The following is a 19799-nucleotide window of genomic DNA, read 5'->3' as shown; positions in this document are numbered from 1 at the left end:
GATACAGATTCTGAAGTCGAGACTGATTCGGACGTTGATACTGATTCAGATGTTGAAACCGATTCGGATGTTGAAACCGATTCAGACGTTGATACTGACTCGGATGCCGACAATGACTCGGACGTTGATACTGATTCTGACGCTGACAATGACTCGGACGTTGATACTGATTCAGATGTTGAAACTGATTCAGATGTTGAAACCGATTCAGAACTTGAAACTGACTCTGACGTTGAAACAGATTCGGACGTTGACACTGACTCACTCAAGGATACTGATGCAGACTCAGACTGCGATTGACTCACTGATTTTGAAACCGACTCACGAGTAGATTGACTTAGTGACTCCGATACTGACTGTGAAACCAATGCTGAAGCAGACTGACTCACTGAAACAAAGGCGCTCGTTGAAGCGGATGTCGAGATTGAGATAGACTGGCTAACCACTTTGGATGCACTCGCTGATACCGAAGCAGACTGCAAGGCACTGACACTTGCAGAAACGGATTCCGAAACCTTCACAGATTCAGATTTTCTTGCCGATATAGATTGGCTCGTTGAAGCGGATTGAGATTGAGAAATCTCCTTGCTCAATGATTGACTGCGAGATAGACTCGCTTGAGCGGATACACTTGCCGATGCTGATTGGCTTAGTGAAGCCGACAAACTTTGCGAACGAACCGAGCTCAGTGATTGGCTCAATGAAACACTCTGCTGTGTCGATACGCTCTGTGATTGCTTCGTACTTAAGGACTGACTAATCGATTGCGAAGTCTTCGTAGATGCACTCTGACTGTTTGAGACAGACTGACTATGATCACTATCTGACAATTTCACAGCTACGACATTGGTCGTACTATCTTTATAAGTAATGGTGACTGTACCATCACTATTAACCGTATAGGCCTTAATGCGGTTAGCCACCTCTGGATTAACAGCCGACACAGCTGCAATCACCTTGCTCTTATCTGCATCTGTCAAGTCAGTCAGGCTCGTCACCTGAATAGTGCTTGTTGGAGCGACACCTGGTGTACGATCAGCGAGACGTCCTTGTGTAATCCGAATTTCACCCAAACCATTTGGGCGGTTCATATTGGACGCATTATCAATAGCTGCGACATTGCGTTGCCATGTGTTTCGGAAGGAATGGTAAAGATCATCTTTCAAATGAATGATCGCTGTGATGGTTGCAGGATTGTAACTCGTAGCTGTGATATCTCCCGTAATCGGTGCAATATTACCTGTTCCGTACTGGCTACTACCAAAGAAATTCCCGTTCAAGGCATTGTCGTTCAAATCTGCTCGTGCAACGACTTTCATTTCTTTCAACTTGCCACTGTCATCAGTAGCTGTAAAAGTCACAACCGCATCATCACCAGCATAAATGGTATAATTCTTCCCACCACCTTCAAGAGGGGTTGATTTCGGTTCTACACCATTGACAGTTAACTTAGCCGTCACTTCAGGACGTGTGGCATCTGTTACAGCAACCATATTACTTGCATCGGAATAAACCGCATGATCACCATACAGAATGCGAGCCTTAGCTGTTACTCCACCCGTCTGCAAGGGAACTTTCGGTGTTACGATCGCTTGTCCAGAAGCATCCGCTACCGCTGTTCCGATTTCATCATCATTATTGTACAAGACAACAGTCGCTCCAGGCTCAGCCCCCGTCACCGTTACAGGTGTTTGAGTATAGGCTTTCTCTAGTAAGCGAGTCTCAACCGTCGGTGCTGCTAGGCGCTTAACAGGAGCGGTTACATCATTTGTGGTGTTATCTTTATAAGTAATAGTCACCACACCTGATGATGAAACCGAATAAGATTTAAAATCCTTTGAAGTGGCAATATTTGGGTTAGCAGTCTTAAAAGCCTCCCAAACCTTCTCTTTTTCAGCCTGGGACAAGTTAGTGGTATCATTGACAAAAGTTTCCGTTGTCACAGCCGTAATCGGGTTTCGAATGCCATCATTTTGTGGCAAAACCTGAATACGAAGCGTACGTGTCACTGACTGCTTAGCCGTATTAGTCACTACAAAAGAAAGATTATAAATTTTCCCAGGCGTTACGACCTCTGTCTGGCCAACAGTCCCCACAATATTAAAGGCGACTGCACTATTTTTTAGTGCCGACGTCTGAGGAACGTTGATGCCATTCACACGATCACTACCAGAAGCGTAGCCAATGCTTTTAATACTATTTCGTGTAGGAATGCTTTCAACAACATTATAAGCCTGGTTGATATAATCAGAGTTATACACAGAAATCACGGCATTATTGGCTGGTCCGAGATTGTATTGGGGCGCACGGAGGCTCGTATCCGAATCTATACGATTCCCATTGCGCGGATCTCGTTGACCAGATGTCGCGCGCAGCACCGCGTTGGCCAAGCGATTGCGAGCAGTTTTTGCTTGACTTTCTACTGCATCGATTTGGATCGCTGGATTAGATAACCCTGAACGAATAGCTTCTAAAGCCAGATCTCCATACTCAATAGCAGATTCTGTCCCCGGGATTTCCATGGCTTGAGCGCGATAAGTATATAAATCTAATGCCAAGACTTGCAGACGCTTCACCTGGTCTTCCGAGCGAGTGGTCTGAGCCGCTGCTTCTTTCTCACTCGTTTCAGGAGTAGTCCTGTGAATTGAATCGCCCTCTGAGAGACTACTACTAGCAAATTCTGATGTGGACTGACTCGCTGAATTACTAACAACATGTGATTCGCTCAAAGAAACCGACTGAGACAAAGAAAGGCTGTCACTAGCTGACTCTGAAAATGAGATAGATTCACTTATAGATTGACTGGCTGACACAGAATCTGTGATAGAGGTCGTCCCCAAGACCAAACTATCCGAACCCGCTACACCGGTCGATGGGCTGATTTCAGACCCAACAGTCGTATCCATCCCATTTTCCTCTGCAAATACTGGGTTAGCAACTGTTGTTGCTCCAGCAAGAGCCCCTAGTACAACCATACCTTTTACTAGGTCTGCAGGCATTTGACGTGAAGAATCATCATATCTAACCATGATTTTTTCATCCACACCACCTCGCATGACACGAAATAAGCCTAACCGAGAAACAGATGCCCGTACCCAATTCTTTCCTGATTTGATTAATTTAAAACGTGTGATTCGCTCCGTTTCGCGAAAATCACCCTTCGAACGTTTAAAAAACATGTTCGCTCCTTAAAAATAAGATACCGAGTTATTATACACTAATTTTCCCCAAAAGTAACTAATTAAGACTAGTTTTTAACACAAATAACAGCATACAAAAAGAGAACCCGGAGGTTCTCTTTTTGGATCCTTTTTCATTTCCCACATACCTGAAATGACCGAATCAAATTAGGATTGAAGATTATTTTTCATCTTCCTTTTTGCGACGTCCAAGTGCTGCAACCCCTGCAACCCCTGCAACTGCTCCAAGAAGAGCTGAAGCTACAGATCCTGTTTCACCAGTATTTGGAAGTTGTTCAAGAGCTGGAGCTGGTTGAGCTGGTTGCTCAGGAACTGGGTTCACTGGTGTATTAGGTGTTGGATCTACCGGTGTATTAGGTGTTGGATCTACCGGTGTGTTTGGTGTTGGATCCATTGGTTTATTAGGTGTTGGATCTACCGGTGTGTTTGGTGTTGGTGTTGGTGGTACTGGTGTGTTTGGTGTTGGAACGGTTGGTGTCTTCACAAGTTTATAAACGTAAGTAACGTTCTTATCACCCTTGATGACATTACCAGTAGTTGAATCTGTTGTTGTCAAATGTCCATCAACATCAACTTTTCCTACTGCATAGTTACCTGCTGGTACCAATACATAAATCTTACCATCTGAAGTGATGATTGTATTCGGACGGTTATCGATTACTGTATCGTAATATTTACCTACCGGTTGCGCATATTCGTCTGTTACAGAATTCTTAAGTGTGTTACCAAATTCATCCACATAGTGAACATACACGTTACCAGTTGGTTGCGCTGGTTCTTCTTTAAGTTTGTAGATGTAAGTAACATCTTTACGTCCTTCAACCACTTTACCAGTTGTAGCGTCAGATGACTCAAGGTGACCTTGTCCATCAACTTTACCTACATTGTAGTTTCCTGCTGGTACCAATTCATATGTCTTACCATTGTATTGGATTTCTTTTGGACGGTTGTCTACGACTGTATCGTAGTCTTTATCAACTGGTTGATCTTTTTCGTCAACTACTGAAGTCTTGATAGTGTTACCTTCAGTGTCTTTGTAGTGTACGTAAACGTCACCTTTCACTTCTTTGTAGACGTAAGTGATGATTGAACGTGGTTTATCAACTTTACCTTTAATTGGATCAGATGATTCCAAGTGTCCATCGCCATCAACTTTACCTACTGGGTAGTCACCTTTCGGTACGATCTTGTAAGTCTTACCGTCTGGAGTCTTGATAGTGTTAGGTTTTTCACCTTCCTCAGTTGTGTTATATGGTGTATCATATGGTGAGTTTGGTGTGTCTTGACGAGGTTTTTGAATCTCTTTACCATTTTCGTCTACGTAAGTGATGATGACGTCACCTTCTTTAGGTTTCGTTGGATCTTCTTTCAGTTTGTAGACGTAAGTGACATTCTTATCACCTTCGATGACTTTACCAGTTGTAGCGTCATCACCTGTCCAGTGACCTTGGTCATCGACTTGACCTACTTTGTAGTTACCTGCTGGTACCAATTCGTATGTCTTACCTTGGAACTCGATTGTTTGTGGACGGTTGTCTACGACTGTATCGTAGTCTTTACCTACTGGTTGTGCCAATTCATCAGTTACAGATGCTTTGATCGTGTTACCATTAACGTCAACATAGTGTACGTAGACATTACCCTTAGGTTGTGCTGGTTCTTCTTTAAGTTTGTAGATATAAGTAACATCTTTACGTCCTTCAACCACTTTACCAGTTGTAGCGTCAGATGACTCAAGGTGACCTTGTCCATCAACTTTACCTACAGTGTAGTTACCTGCTGGTACCAATTCATATGTCTTACCATTGTATTGGATTTCTTTTGGACGGTTGTCTACGACTGTATCGTAATCTTTATCAACTGGTTGATCTTTTTCGTCAGTGACATCAGACTTGATGGTGTTACCTTCAGTATCTTTGTAGTGTACGTATACGCTACCCTTAGGTTGAGTTGGCTCTTCTTTCACTTCTTTGTAAACGTAAGTGATGATTGAACGTGGTTTATCAACTTTACCTTTAATTGGATCAGATGATTCCAAGTGTCCATCGCCATCAACTTTACCTACTGGGTAGTCACCTTTCGGTACGATCTTGTATGTCTTACCGTCTGGAGTCTTGATGGTGTTAGGTTTTTCACCTTCCTCAGTTGTGTTATATGGTGTGTCATATGGTGAGTTTGGTGTGTCTTGACGAGGTTTTTGAATTTCTTTACCATTTTCGTCTACGTAAGTGATGATAACGTCACCTTCTTTAGGTTTTGTTGGATCTTCTTTCAATTTGTAGACGTAAGTGACATTCTTATCACCTTCGATCACTTTACCAGTTGTAGCGTCATCACCTGTCCAGTGACCTTGTTCGTCGACTTGACCTACTTTGTAGTTACCTGCTGGTACCAATTCGTATGTCTTACCTTGGAACTCGATTGTTTGTGGACGGTTGTCTACGACTGTATCGTAGTCTTTACCTACTGGTTGATCTTTTTCATCAGTTACAGATTCTTTGATCGTGTTACCATTAACGTCAACATAGTGTACGTAGACATTACCCTTCGGTTGTTTCAATTGGTAGACATATGTTACGTTCTTATCTTTTTCAGCAACTTTACCAGTTGTAGCATCATCACCTGTCCAGTGACCTTGTTCGTCGACTTGACCTACTGGGTAGTTACCAGCTGGTACCAATTCGTATGTCTTACCTTGGAACTCGATTGTGCTTGGACGGTTGTCTACTACTGTATCGTAGTCCTTATCAATTGGTTGATTTTCTTCGTCAGTGACATCGTCTTTAATCTTGTTACCATTGACGTCAACATAGTGAACGTATACGTTACCTACTTCTTGGTAAACATACGTAATAGTTGACTTAGGTTTATCAACTTTACCTTTAATTGGATCAGATGATTCCAAGTGTCCATCGCCATCAACTTTACCTACTGGGTAGTCACCTTTCGGTACGATCTTGTAAGTCTTACCGTCTGGAGTCTTGATAGTGTTAGGTTTTTCACCTTCCTCAGTTGTGTTATATGGTGTGTCATATGGTGAGTTTGGTGTGTCTTGACGAGGATCTTTAATCACTTTACCTTTTGTATCTACATAAGTGATGATTACTTCACCTTGTTTAGGTGTTTCACTTTCAGAATTTGATGAAGAGTTAGATGCTGATTGTGATACAGATGTAGAAAGTGATGTTGAAGCCGATGTGCTCAATAATGCTGATTGGCTTGCTGATACTGATGCTGATTCAGACGCTGATGTGCTCAATGACGCTGATTGGCTTGCTGATACTGAGGCTGACTCAGATGCTGATGTGCTCAATGACGCTGATTGGCTTGCAGATACTGATGCTGATGCTGAAGCCGATGTGCTCAATGATGCTGATTGGCTCGCAGATACTGATGCTGATGCTGAAGCCGATGTACTCAATGACGCTGATTGGCTCGCAGATACGCTTGCTGACTCAGATGCTGATGTGCTCAATGACGCTGATTGGCTCGCAGATACTGATACTGATGCTGAAGCCGATGCGCTCAATGATGCTGAAGCTGACTCAGATGCTGAAACAGATTCAGACGTTGATGTTGAAGCTGATACTGATGCTGATTCAGACGCTGATGTTGATTCAGAAACTGATTGGCTTGTTGAAGCTGATTGTGATTCTGAAATAGATTGCGAAGCTGATTCAGATGCAGAAGCTGATGTGCTCAATGATGCTGATTGGCTCGCAGATACGCTTGCTGACTCAGATGCTGATGTGCTCAATGATGCTGATTGGCTTGCTGAAGTAGATGCTGATGCTGAAGCCGATGCGCTCAATGATGCTGATTGGCTTGCTGATACTGATGCTGACTCAGATGCCGATGTGCTCAATGATGCTGATTGGCTTGCTGATACTGATGCTGATGCTGAAGCCGATGTGCTCAATGATGCTGATTCAGATGCTGATACAGAAGCTGATTCTTGCGCTGACGTACTCAATGATGATGATTGACTCGCTGACACACTAGCTGATTCAACAGCTGATTGGCTCAATGAGGCAGAAGCTGATTCAGACGCTGATTTAGAAGCTTGTTCTGATACAGACTGTGAGTTAGATACAACTTCTGATAATGATTGTGAAGCTGATTCTGATGCTGAATTTGAACCTGAATCTGATTGAGATTCGTCTTTCAACTTATAGATATAAGTAACATTCTTCTCACCTGAAGCCACTTTACCAGTCGTATCATCATCACCTGTCCAGTGACCTTGGCTGTCAACTTGACCTACTGGGTAATTACCAGCTTCTACAAGTTCGTAAGTTTTACCTTCAAATTTAATTTCTTTAGGACGATTATCTACTACAGTATCATAATCCTTATCAAGTGGTTGATCTTGCTCATCAATAACAGATCCCATGATCGTATTTCCGTTAATATCTTTATAATGAACAAAGACACTTCCAACTTCTTCATAAACGTAAGTAATGGTTGATTTTGGTTTGTCAACTTTACCAGTAATAGGATCTGAAGATTTCAAATGACCATTTTCATCAACACCTCCTACTGGGTAATCACCTTTAGGAACAATTTTATATGTCTTACCATCAGTTGTCTTGATGATATTTGGCTTTTCACCTTTTTCAGTTGTATCATATGGTGTGTCATATGGTGATTTAGGTGTATCTTGACGAGATTTTTGGATTTCGTTACCTTTCGTATCTACATAAGTGATAACAACTTCACCTTCTTTTGGTGTTTCTTTCACTTTATATACGTAGGTGACATTCTTATCGCCTTCGATAACCTTACCTGTGGTAGGATCTGTAGACTTAAGGTGACCTTGATCATCTACTTCACCGACAGTGTAAGTTCCTGCTGGAACTAATTCATAGGTCTTGCCTTCGAATTCGATTTCTTGTGGGCGGTTGTCTACAACTGTGTCGTAGTCTTTGTCCACTGGTTGAGCTTTTTCATCCGTCACATCTGATTTGATGGTCTTGCCTTCTGTATCTACATAGTGAACATAGACGTTACCCTTAGGCTCTTCTTTGAGTTTGTAGATGTAGGTGACATTCTTATCTTCTTTAGCAACTTCTCCAGTTGTAGGATCTGAAGACTTAAGGTGACCTTGGTCATCTACTTCACCTACTGTGTAGTTACCAGCCGGGGCCAACTCGTAAGTCTTACCTTCGAATTGAATCTCATTCGGACGATTATCTACAACTGTATCGTAGGCCTTATTAATTGGTTGATCTTTTTCATCAGTTACATCTGGCTTAATAGTCTTGCCTTCTGTATCTTGATAATGCACGTAAACATTACCTTTAACATCAGACTTGACAAAGTAATAGTTCACATCAGTTGATGGTTTAATCGCAGTTGGAATGGAGTAGTTGTTTGAGAATGAAGAGTAACCCTTCAAATTAGAGTATACTTTTCCGTTTGGAGCTGTAGGATCATTTGCTACAGATCCTTCTGCTTGAATCTCTGGAACTTTACCGGCAATAACATTGTAACTGTTGTTACCAGCACCCGCAGGTGTCAATGATGTGCTTGGAGCACCTTTGAATGGACGTGGATAAGTGTGTAGAGTTCCATCCATTTGTTTATAAGTATCTGTCTCAGTAGTAGACGACCAACCAGTGATAATGAGTGATTTGCTTCCAGCAGTTTCGTTGACTTCAAGATAGTAGTCACCATTTTTACTGTTTACTTTTGTAACTTTAGTCTCATCAGCCTTCCACTCTTCACCAGCTTTGTTAACTTTACTTGTGTAGATGAGTGTGTATTTCGATACATCTTCAGTACCAATATCTGATGTAGCAAAATTGTTCACTTGAGACGGATCAAGGGCGTAGAATTTCGTTACAGTTGAGCCATCAGTATCAACGATTTCCGAAATACGTTTCACGTAGTAGTGGTTTGCTCCACCTTGAAGTTCAACCAATTTTTGACCGACAACACCCTTACCAAGGATACCAGATGTTTTTTGAGTTGCGTCTGTTGTTGCTGGAACTTGTTTGTACCCCTCAATATTACGGTTTCCTGAAGCTGTGAATTGTTGCCCTGCAAGACCTGTTTGCGTATAGCTTGCAAGAACTGTTTCATTTCCAGTTGGTTTGTATGTTTGACCTTCTGTGTACTTGCTACTGTCAACGACTTTATAGTAAGTTGTTTGATCAGCTTTAGCATAAGGAACAGAAGTTTGAACGTTTTGTTTGTCTTCACCTTGGTTACCTGGGTAGTTAGTATCACGGATTTGAAGTGTTTCATACTCAAGGTTCGCATTTACCAATGAGAAGGTTACGTTACCTGGATTAGTTCCGTTAGCAGGTGCGTATGTCAAAGTGTTGGTTACATCAGAGTTGTTGTTTGTGATGTAGCTTGGAAGAGAGATATTGCTTTCTCCAGCATGAATAGTACGAGTGTAAGCTTCTGTACCATCAGACTTCTTCACAATACGCAAGTAAACATCTGGGTTAGCTGAAAGGCTACCAGTGATGGCAGAACGGTCTACTGAAAGAGTAGCATAGTAATCAAAGTTTGTTTTAGCTCCAGTAGCGTGGTTTGTTTTAAGGAATTGCCATACACCGAAAGTGAAACGATCTGTGTTTGGATCCAAAGCATAACCTGCTTCGTTAAAGGCTGCATCTTCAATCGTTGCACCATTCGCATTTGAGATAACTGGGTTAGTATCTACACTACCAGTAGTGCTTGTTGAGATTGGTGCCAACTGAGCAGAAATTGCTGGAGCACCATTGACTGTTGTATTACCAGTAAAGCCTGCTGCAGTCAAGGTTGCCATCATGTCATCTACTGACTTGCTCAAGCGTTCGCGTTGGTCTGCGTATGATTGCGCTGATGCATTCGCATTGATCAAGCTGTTGCTTGCTGTCAATTCTGTTTGAACTTTAGCGATGGCAGCTTCAAGTGCTGCTTTCTTTTCTGGAGCTGAAACAGTTGCTGAGTAGTCTCCTGCAATCTTGTTCAACAATGCTGCTTCTGAAGTGTTTTGTTCCAAAACAACTTTATCTTCAGCTTTCGCAACAGTTGTAGTGCTTTCTACACTTGCTTCAGAGCCAGCTGCTACAGTTGATTCGCTTGAAGCTGCTGAAAGTTCTGCTGAACCTTGTTCGCTTAATGAAGCTGAGTGAGATACAGATACGCTTGTAGAGGTTGAAGCACTTGCAGAAGCAGAAGCGCTAGCTGATTCTGTAGTTGACTCAGTTGTTGATTCTGTTGTTGATGCAGACTGAGATTCTGTTGTTGAAGTTGTACCAAGGACTGTACTTCCTTGTTCTACAAGAGCTTCGCTTGAAAGCTCAGATGCAGTCGCAACGTCTGATCCAGTTTCATCAGCTTTTGCGGTGTTCGCTACTGTAGCTGCACCAAAAACAGCCCCAGCTGCTACGATCCCTTTGAGCAAGCCACGGCTTGTCATTTCTTTCACTGATACTGCGTCTTCACGCACTTCAGCTACAACAGTCTCTTCGACTTGACCACGAATGACTTTCAAAAGACCAAAGTTAGAAGTCGCAGCACGCAACCAGTTTTTACCTGACTTGATCAATTTGAAACGAGTCACTCGATCCGTTTCACGAAATTCACCATTAGAACGTTTAAAAAACATTTCTATCTCCTTATTACATTTTTTATTTCCCTAACATTATAGACCAATCTGTCGATTTTTGGAAGCAATTATTCTTAATTATTGCTATTTTTTTATAATTTTTGTTTTAGATAGTGATAATAGCGTTTTCAGTTGTGTTAATTTGTCAAACCGGGGCAATTTTTTGATAAATTCCTATAATACTTTAATTTTAGAGCTAAAACAAAAAGCCCCTTTTATCGGGGCTTTTTCTGATAATTATCTAATTTCTTCCAACATTTTTTCAATGTGTTGGATGGATTTCTCGCGTCCAAGTAAGTAGATGGTATCTGGCAATTCAGGACCGTGCATTTCACCTGAAACGGCGATACGGATTGGCATAAAGAGATTCTTCCCTTTGATCCCAGTTTCTTTTTGAACTGCTTTGATTTGTGGGAAGATATTTTCTGCCACAAACTCATCGTCTGACATGGCTTCGAGTTTCGCTTTAAAGGCTTCAAGTACCGTTGGCACGGTTTCACCAGCCATGACTTCTCGCTCAGCTTCTGTCAATTCTGGGAAGTCTGAGAAGAAGAGGTCTGTCAATGGAACGATTTCATCCACTGACTTCATTTGTGGTTTGTAGAGTTCAACCAACTTCTCAGCCTTGTCTGTCAAACGTCCCGCCTCTTCGAGGAATGGTTTGGCCATTTCAAAGATAGTCGCAAGATCCGCATTCTTGATATACTCATTGCTCATCCAGTCCATTTTCTTCTGGTCGAAAGCGGCTGGAGACTTGCTGAGACGATGTTCATCAAAGAGGTTAATGAGTTCTTGACGAGAGAAGATTTCATCTTCTCCTCCAGGATTCCATCCAAGAAGAGCGATAAAGTTAAAGACTGCTTCAGGAAGATAACCTTTCTTACGATAGTCTTCGATGAACTGAAGGGTGTTGGTGTCCCGTTTAGACAACTTCTTACCAGTTTCAGAATTGATGATAAGTGTCATGTGACCAAACTCAGGTGCTTCCCATCCAAGCGCTTCATAAACCATGAGCTGTTTTGGGGTGTTGGCAATGTGGTCATCTCCACGGATAACGTGAGAGATTTGCATATCGTGGTCATCGATGACAACGGCAAAGTTGTAAGTTGGGTAGCCATCTTTCTTCTGGATGACCCAATCCCCACCGATATTGCCACCTTCAAACTCGATATCGCCTTTGACCATATCGTGCCATTTGTAGATTCCTGACTCATTCACTGCCAAACGAACCGTTGGAATCACACCTGCCGCTTCACGTTCTGCAACGTAAGCAGCTTTTTCTTCTTCGCTCATGCCAAGGTATTCGTTGATATAGCGAGGTGTTTCACCCGCTGCTTCTTGGCGTTCACGTTCAGCTGCCAACTCTTCTTCTGTCACATAAGACTTGTAGGCTTTTCCTTCCGCCAAGAGTTGGTCGATGTATTTTTGGTAAAGTGGTAACCGTTCTGATTGGCGGTAGTTTTCGTGCGTCTCAGGACTTTCATCCCAGTCCATGCCCAACCAACGAAGGTTTTCAAGCTGGGAACGCTCTCCGTCTTCGACATGACGTTTGCGGTCCGTATCTTCGATACGGATGATAAAGGTTCCACCATGATGGCGCGCATACAAGTAGTTAAACAATGCTGTACGAGCATTTCCGATGTGTAGTAGTCCAGTTGGACTTGGTGCATAACGCACACGAATATCTTTTGCCATATTTCTCTCCTCTTATCTTGTTCGCTATTTCTAGCTCATTTTTCAATCGTTCCTATTATACCACAAAGAAAGCAGGACTGAAATGAATAAGTGGACTTTCTAGCTTTTCTTCATATATATAAAAAAAGCCAGAACAAATGCTCTGACTTATATCCAATCTATTTGTATCTTATTAAACGAACACGGGCTGCGGATCGTGTCAAAAACGCAAGCTAAATAGCAATTAATTCAAGACACAGTAGCTGATTGGATTCTTCTGTCGCTTTCTAAGCTCAGAAGAATACCTAATCAGCCTTGTGGGGGTACGACGACGAAGCGCTTATAAATGATATCGCTTCTGTCCTACTCCCTATTTTGACTGTATCCGCTACGCCCTTTGTATCTTAACTTAGTCTTTCTTCTAATTCAAAGTCGATTGGTAGGGTTTGTAAAAAGTGCTCCAACTCACGTTCCCAATAGAACCATTCGTGCTTGCCTGGGCTGTGGGTATAGGTGACATCCAAGCCTAATTTTTCTAATTCCTTGACTTCAAAATTATTGGCTTCATAAAGGAAATCCTGCTCCCCACACCAGATCCATAGTTTGGTCTTCTTATCTGAAAACTTCTTGGCAGCAGTCTCTAGCGAATAGGAACTGGTCGTCCAATCCTCAATCTCTCCAAAAATCCCCTTCCAAAAAGCTGGTTGTTCCAAGTCATTGTTTTCAAAGTCTCTATCGTGAAAACTAAGTGCTCCAGAGAAACTCGCAGCTCGAGAGAAACGATTTGTCTTGAGGGCCAAGAGCATCGAGCCATAGCCGCCCATGGATAGACCCGCAATAAAGGTTTTCTCCCGTTTCTTAGTCATATTCGGGAAGAAGCGAGAAAGAGTCTCTGGCAATTCTTTCGCAATGGCCGTGTAGTAGTTGTAGCCATACTGGGTATCTGTGTAAAAGCCATTATTGGTGTTGGGTAGGACCACGATCAGATTGGTATTGCGCAGGATGCGCTCCACATTGGTCCGCTTCAACCAGGAGTGGTGGTTGCCATTCATCCCGTGTAAGAGATAGAGAACAGGAATATCCGTATCCGCTGGATCTTCCACGCGCGATGCATCGGGATAAAGGAGGGACACCCCCCACTCCATCTTCAAGGCTTCTGAATAATACTCAATCTGCATAACTGCCATTTGATTTCCTCTTTCTACTGTTAAAAACACTCGGCAAGCCCCCGGCCGCCAAGCGTTTCATTTTCTTCTATTTTATTTCACTTCCATCACAACTGGTAGGATTGCTGGACGACGTTTGGTTTGTTCAAATAAGAACTTAGACAAGTTGTCGCGTACCAAACCTTTTAACTCACCCCAGTCAAAGCTATCTTGATTCAAATAATCTTCGACGCTTTGGTTGACCAATTCGCAACTTTCACGAAGAATATCCCGACTTTTCTTGACATAGACAAAACCACGAGTGTGCACGCGCGCTTTGGAAATAATCTTCTTCTCTTTGCGATTCACCGTGATCGCCACGATAAAGATCCCGTCTTCTGACAAGACCTTGCGGTCACGAAGGACGATATTGCCCACATCACCAATGGCATTCCCATCAATCATGACATCTCCCGCTGAGACACTACCGGCAGGAACGAAGTCACCCTTTTCATACTCCATCACCGTTCCGCGTTTTGGAATAAAGATATTTTCAGGCAAGATACCGACTTCCATCGCCACTCGTGCATGGGCATCCAATTCGCGGTATTCTCCTTGGATTGGGAAGAGATATTTAGGACGAAGAAGGTTGATCATCAACTGCAAGTCCCGCGCGTTTCCATGACCAGATACGCGCAAGCTTGACGTGATCAATTTGACAACTCCACCTGCTTGATAGACCATGTTTTCTACACGTGCCACCACTGCTTCTTTGGCAATAGACGGCGTTGTGACGATGTAGACCAAGTCCCCATCTTTGATTTCCACATAGCGGTGACGACCAATCGACATCTTACGCAAACCATTGATCGGTTCACCCATCCGGCCTGTTTCCAAAATGATCAATTCATGATCCTCAAAACGGCTCATTTCTTTTGGCTTGATCAAGAGTTTTTCGTTGGCAAGAGATAATTTATTCAAGCGGATGGCTGTGCGGACGATATTTTCCACATCAAATCCTGTCAAGACCACCCGGCGGCCAGTCCCAGCTGCAGCATCAAAGACCTGCTGGATCCGAGAAAGGTTGCTGGCTACCGCCGCTACGATGACACGACCATCCCAGTCCGCAATGGTATCCAGGATTTCATCGCCCACTTCTTGCTCACTAGCAACTTGCATCTTGCTATCTGCATTGGCCGAGTCACTCAAGAGAGCAAGCACGCCTTCGCGTCCAATCTCAGCTAGGCGAGCAAAGTCCGTCGCATAAGACTCGCTAGCAGTTTGGTCAAATTTAAAGTCTCCTGTGTAGACAATATTGCCCTCAGGAGTGCCAATCACAATCCCGATACTTTCAGGGATGGAGTGGGTAGTTTGAAAGAAAGATACGACGGCATCGCCAAAATCAATCTCGGAATTTTGATCGATGACATGGAAGTCGTTGAATTTCTTAACACTGTCATTGCTTTTGACAAAGAGTTTAGCCAACTCGATGGTCAACTCTGTCCCGAATACAGGGACTTTTGCTTCAGCCAAAAGATAAGGCAAAGCCCCGATGGCATCCGCGTGACCGTGGGTCAAGAAAACACCCGCAATACGGTCCTTATTTTCAAATAGATAATCCATGTTGGGGATGACGACATCCACCCCAAGTTGCTCATTTTCTGGATACTTCAAACCTGCATCCAAGACAAAAATTGAATCGTTCACTTCGGCAACGTAGAGATTTTTTCCATTTTCTCGAACACCGCCAAGAGTGACTAATTTAATACTACTCACTGTTGTCTCCTTTAGTGTGATTATTTTAATACTTACGGTCCTTGGTTACCCAAGTCGAATTACAGCTTTGCAAATACTTGCATATCCACTCTATTATACAATTTTTTTCTCTTTTTTTCAAAAAGCTTTCCACGGCAAAAAAGTCCTCTCATCTAAAGTAGATGAGAGGACTTCTAGGCGCCTATTTTTAGGGGGAAAAGACCCTAAAAATGATAATCTCCCCGTTTATTTTCAATGATCCGCATGGCTGCCTTGATCACATGGAATTTGCTCAGCAATTCCTCTAGGCGCTGACTATTTCGTTCGCTCAATTGGCCGTTTTTGACCGCTTGGGAAAGGCGATAAAAGTCATCCAAATCCTCCCCAATGTTTTCAAACAGCTCCTTGGCTTCCTTGAGTCGATAGCGATTGACCAAGTGGTTCATGTCTTTTTTGAAAGAAGTGACATTGCTGTCGTGAATGTCCGTATAAGCTTCCTCTTCTTCCTTAGACTCATGGTAATTAACCGCCTTAAAACAGGTGATAAATTCCCGACTTTTGATATTGCAGACAAAGATGACACCATCACTGGCTACATAGGCTTCTGTATTAGCTGGTTGAACCGCATTACTATCATAAGGAGAGAGGGAGGGGAGGTGTTGGTTGATCCACCTGTTCAGGTGCTGATCATCTACGCCAAAGCGTTCAAAAGCTCTTTGCCGAAAATGGTCACGACAACTATATTCTTGCGCATACGACAATCCCATACTCTCACCTCCTCCTGGGTATTTTATAAAAAATGGCCTCCAGTCTTACGGGACTAGAGGCCTGGTCTGCTTCGCTGACTTGGTGCAATTAACCTATTGGCTAACAAAACAATGTTTATGATGTTGATTTCATTTAATAGTATTTGTGTAAAATACCAGAGGTTTTCTTTGCTATCCCAAATCTAAATTTATGAGCTTTCGACTGGACGCATTGAAGTCTGAAAACCTTTATAAAAAGCTTCTACCTACTATTTCCACGTTTTCTTATGTCTCCGGACAAACTAAGCAGGCTTGCCCGACCGTCCAACCGATCCGACACACACGACATAACTGCTCTTTTACGATAAGAGCATGAACAGCTATCAGCAAAACAGGCCTAAAACGAAGTAACCTAAATTTTAACTCGATAAGGCATTGGTATCAATCCCTTCTTCATCTTTCTAACTATATTATACTCACCCACCTGAGTAATTGCAAGCGATTTCAGCTGAAACTAGTTCCTATTTTTATGTGGTTTTATAGATGATTTAAGAAAAAGAAAAAGCTAGAGAGCAAGGTCTCTAACTTAGCATGCAGACAAACTACTTCTACAGAAAACAATCTAAGTGATATCGCTTCTGTCCTACTCCCTATTTTGACTGTATCCGCTACGCCCTTTGTATCTTAGTAAATGAACACGCCCTAAATGCTGTGTGAAAAAGATAAATTCTCTTGTGAGCATCACTCACTGCAAGAACTTCCTATTTTCACTTTGCATTTTACGCCCTTTGTATCTTATTCTTTCTCAAATAATTGATAGTAGTCTGCGATGCTCATTTGGGCTTTTTCTTCTTGACTGAGGTCTTGGACGATGTGCCCGTCTTTCATCACAATCAAGCGATTCCCGTACTTGAGAGCGTCTTCCATATGGTGGGTGATCATAAGAGCCGTGAGGGCATCTTGTTTCACAAACTCATCCGTCAAGGTCATCAGAGCCTGACTGGTTTTTGGATCCAAGGCTGCAGTGTGTTCATCTAATAGCAAAAGTTCTGGACGTTTTAGTGTCGCCATCAACAAGCTCAAAGCCTGACGTTGCCCCCCTGATAGAAACTCAACTGCTGTATCGATATGGTTTTCCAAGCCATTGCCGATCTTAGCAAGAACTGTTTGAAACTCTTCTTTATAGCTTGCCAAGTGCCGCGGAATCAAACCACGTTTTTCTCCACGAAACTTCGCTACCAAGAGATTTTCTGCCACTGTCATACGAGGCGCTGTTCCCATTTTAGGATCTTGGAAGACACGAGATAGGTACTTAGCTCTCTTCTCAGGAGAGTAGTTGGTCACATCTTCCCCTAGAATATAGATCTTCCCGCTACTAACTGGAAGTGTCCCAGCAATGGTATTAAAGAGGGTTGATTTTCCAGCTCCATTGCCCCCTAAAATCGTGATAAAATCATGCTCTCGAATTTCCAAGGAGACATCATCCAGAATGACTTTTTCTTCATTCATCCCATTGCTCACAGCTTTGGTTACATTTTTTAATTCTACAATTGCTGTCATTTACTGAGTTTCGCTCCTTTCATGATTTTTCCCTTAAAGGTTGGAATCATCAGGCAGATAGCTAGGATCAAGGCACTGAAGATTCGGATATAGCTGGTATTGATGCCAAGCGCAATCACAGCCCAAATCAAAAATTGGTAGGCGATCGATCCGATCGCAATACTGAGCAAGCGCTCTGTCAAGGTGACATTTGAAAAGAGAACTTCTCCAATAATGAGGCTGGCAAGTCCGATAACAATGACACCGATCCCACGCGAAGCATCCGCATAACCTTCTTGTTGGGCCATCAGCGCACCAGATAGAGCAATAATGCCATTTGAAATGACCAAGCCCATCAGTTCCATCCGGTCGGTATTGATCCCAAAACTTTTGGCCATGTCTGGATTGTCCCCTGTCGCAATATAGGCTTGACCCAAGCGTGTATCCAAGAAGAAGATCAAACCAAGGATCACAAGCGTTACGAAAATCAAGCCAATCAGGATCTCATTGAACCCACTGGCAAAAGGAAGAAATTCCTGAATTTTTTTATAACCCAAAAGTCCCAGATTAGCCCGCTGCATCACAAAAAGAATAACAGAGTTACAGGACGTCATCACGAGGATCCCTGACAAGAGCGTGGGGATTCTTCCTTTTGTGTAGAGAAGGCCCGTCGCAAGTCCCGCTAAGCATCCTGCACCAATAGCAGCCAGCGTCGCAAAGAGTGGGTTGACCCCTTTAGTAATTAAGGTCACCGCCACCGCTCCTCCAAGCGGGAAGGACCCTTCTGTCGTCATATCTGGAAAATCTAGAATTCGGAAGGTCATAAAGATTCCTAACCCTAGAACGGCCCATATCAAGCCTTGAGAAACAATCGAAATAAGCATGATGTTGTGTCCTAACTATTATAAATATCTTCTATTGTAACACAATGAAGAATAGGTTTCCATTGTTTTCAGAAACTAACAAAGAGGCCTCACTCTTTTGAGTAAAGCCTCTTTGATGGAAGACTGAATTATCTCCTAATTCCGCTACTAAAATAGCACTCTAGAACAATTTTAGTCTTCATGTTTCTTGCGTTTTGCAAGACCTGCAAGTCCTACCATACCAAGTACCGCACCTAACAAGGTTGCAGAAGTTGATGCAGCTTCACCTGTTTGTGGCAATGCTTGTTTCTGATCGCCAGTTACAACTGATGTTGCAGTTTGAGCAACAGGTTGTTTTTCTAAACTTGATGAATCTGACTTGCCTTCTTCTGGCACAACATTTGGAGTTGGCAGTGGAGTTGGAACTGGGTTTGGTGTTGGGATTGGTGTTGATGGTCGATCTTGACTCGGTCTGTTAACGTCTGTACGTGGATCTTTAACGATTACCTTAACTGGTACTTCGTCCTTAGATCCATCTGGGTAAGTTACCACAACAATGGCATCTTTTTTACCTTCTGTTGTTGTATCTACCGGTGTCTTGTATTCGAACTTAGTTCCTTCTGGAAGGTCACCTACGTTGCCGATTGAATCCTTAGCGTTTGGTTGATCGCCTGGTTTAACAGTTTGATCTTTCGCTACTGGGGTATTCTTATCTGCGTCTGTACGTGGATCTTTAACAGTTACCTTAACTGGAACTTCATCTTTAGAACCATCTGGGTAAGTCACAACGACGGTTGTACTCTTATCACCTGGTGTAGTTGTATCTACTGGTGTCTTGAATTCAAATGTAGTGCCACTTGGAAGATCACCTACGTTACCAATTGATTTCTTAGGATCTGGAGTTTCGCCAACATTGACTGTTTGGTCCTTAGGTGTTGGCGTGTTCTTATCCGCATCTGTACGTGGATCCACAACCTTAACTGTTACTGGAACTTCATCCTTAGATCCATCTGGGTAAGTCACAACGACGGTTGTACTCTTATCACCTGGTGTAGTTGTATCTACTGGTGTCTTGAATTCAAATGTAGTGCCACTTGGAAGATCACCTACGTTACCAATTGATTTCTTAGGATCTGGAGTTTCGCCAACATTGACTGTTTGGTCCTTAGGTGTTGGCGTGTTCTTGTCCGCTTGAGTTGGATTTGCGACTACATTAACCTTAACTGGTACTTCATCCTTAGATCCATCTGGGTAGGTTACCACAACAATGG

9 protein-coding genes are annotated in these 19799 nt (G+C 42.8%); all 9 read right to left on the bottom strand.

The window, feature by feature from the left end; all coding sequences use genetic code 11:
* Window positions 1-3179, bottom strand: a 3179-nt coding sequence (locus ACVC7Q_RS09815; protein WP_447265713.1) for an accessory Sec-dependent serine-rich glycoprotein adhesin, incomplete at its 3' end; no start/stop codon positions are given.
* A 181-nt stretch (window positions 3180-3360) separates the two neighbouring features.
* Window positions 3361-10806, bottom strand: coding sequence for an accessory Sec-dependent serine-rich glycoprotein adhesin (locus ACVC7Q_RS09810; RefSeq protein WP_447265712.1), 7446 nt, complete (start codon window positions 10804-10806; stop codon window positions 3361-3363).
* Between the two features lie 237 nt (window positions 10807-11043).
* Window positions 11044-12501: a glutamate--tRNA ligase gene (gltX, locus tag ACVC7Q_RS09805; protein WP_447265711.1), complete on the bottom strand. Its 1458-nt coding sequence runs from the start codon at window positions 12499-12501 to the stop codon at window positions 11044-11046.
* Between the two features lie 383 nt (window positions 12502-12884).
* Window positions 12885-13667 carry an alpha/beta hydrolase gene (locus ACVC7Q_RS09800; protein WP_447265710.1) on the bottom strand — a complete coding sequence of 261 codons (783 nt, stop codon included), beginning with the start codon at window positions 13665-13667 and terminating at the stop codon, window positions 12885-12887.
* Window positions 13668-13739: 72 nt separating this feature from the next.
* Window positions 13740-15401: a ribonuclease J gene (locus ACVC7Q_RS09795; RefSeq protein ID WP_070464543.1), complete on the bottom strand. Its 1662-nt coding sequence runs from the start codon at window positions 15399-15401 to the stop codon at window positions 13740-13742.
* A 203-nt stretch (window positions 15402-15604) separates the two neighbouring features.
* Window positions 15605-16147 carry a hypothetical protein gene (locus ACVC7Q_RS09790; protein WP_447265709.1) on the bottom strand — a complete coding sequence of 181 codons (543 nt, stop codon included), beginning with the start codon at window positions 16145-16147 and terminating at the stop codon, window positions 15605-15607.
* Window positions 16148-16921: 774 nt separating this feature from the next.
* Window positions 16922-17686: an ABC transporter ATP-binding protein gene (locus tag ACVC7Q_RS09785; protein WP_447265708.1), complete on the bottom strand. Its 765-nt coding sequence runs from the start codon at window positions 17684-17686 to the stop codon at window positions 16922-16924.
* On the bottom strand, window positions 17683-18549 hold the full coding sequence (locus ACVC7Q_RS09780) for an ABC transporter permease (RefSeq protein WP_447265707.1): 867 nt from the start codon (window positions 18547-18549) through the stop codon (window positions 17683-17685). The genes ACVC7Q_RS09785 and ACVC7Q_RS09780 overlap by 4 nt, the downstream gene beginning before the upstream one ends.
* Window positions 18550-18720: 171 nt before the next feature.
* A partial coding sequence (locus ACVC7Q_RS09775; protein WP_447265706.1) for a Rib/alpha-like domain-containing protein occupies window positions 18721-19799 on the bottom strand: 1079 nt, incomplete at its 5' end.

This window comes from Streptococcus sp. W151 (genome assembly GCF_053010205.1).
This window is presented reverse-complemented; position numbering and strand designations above follow the sequence as displayed.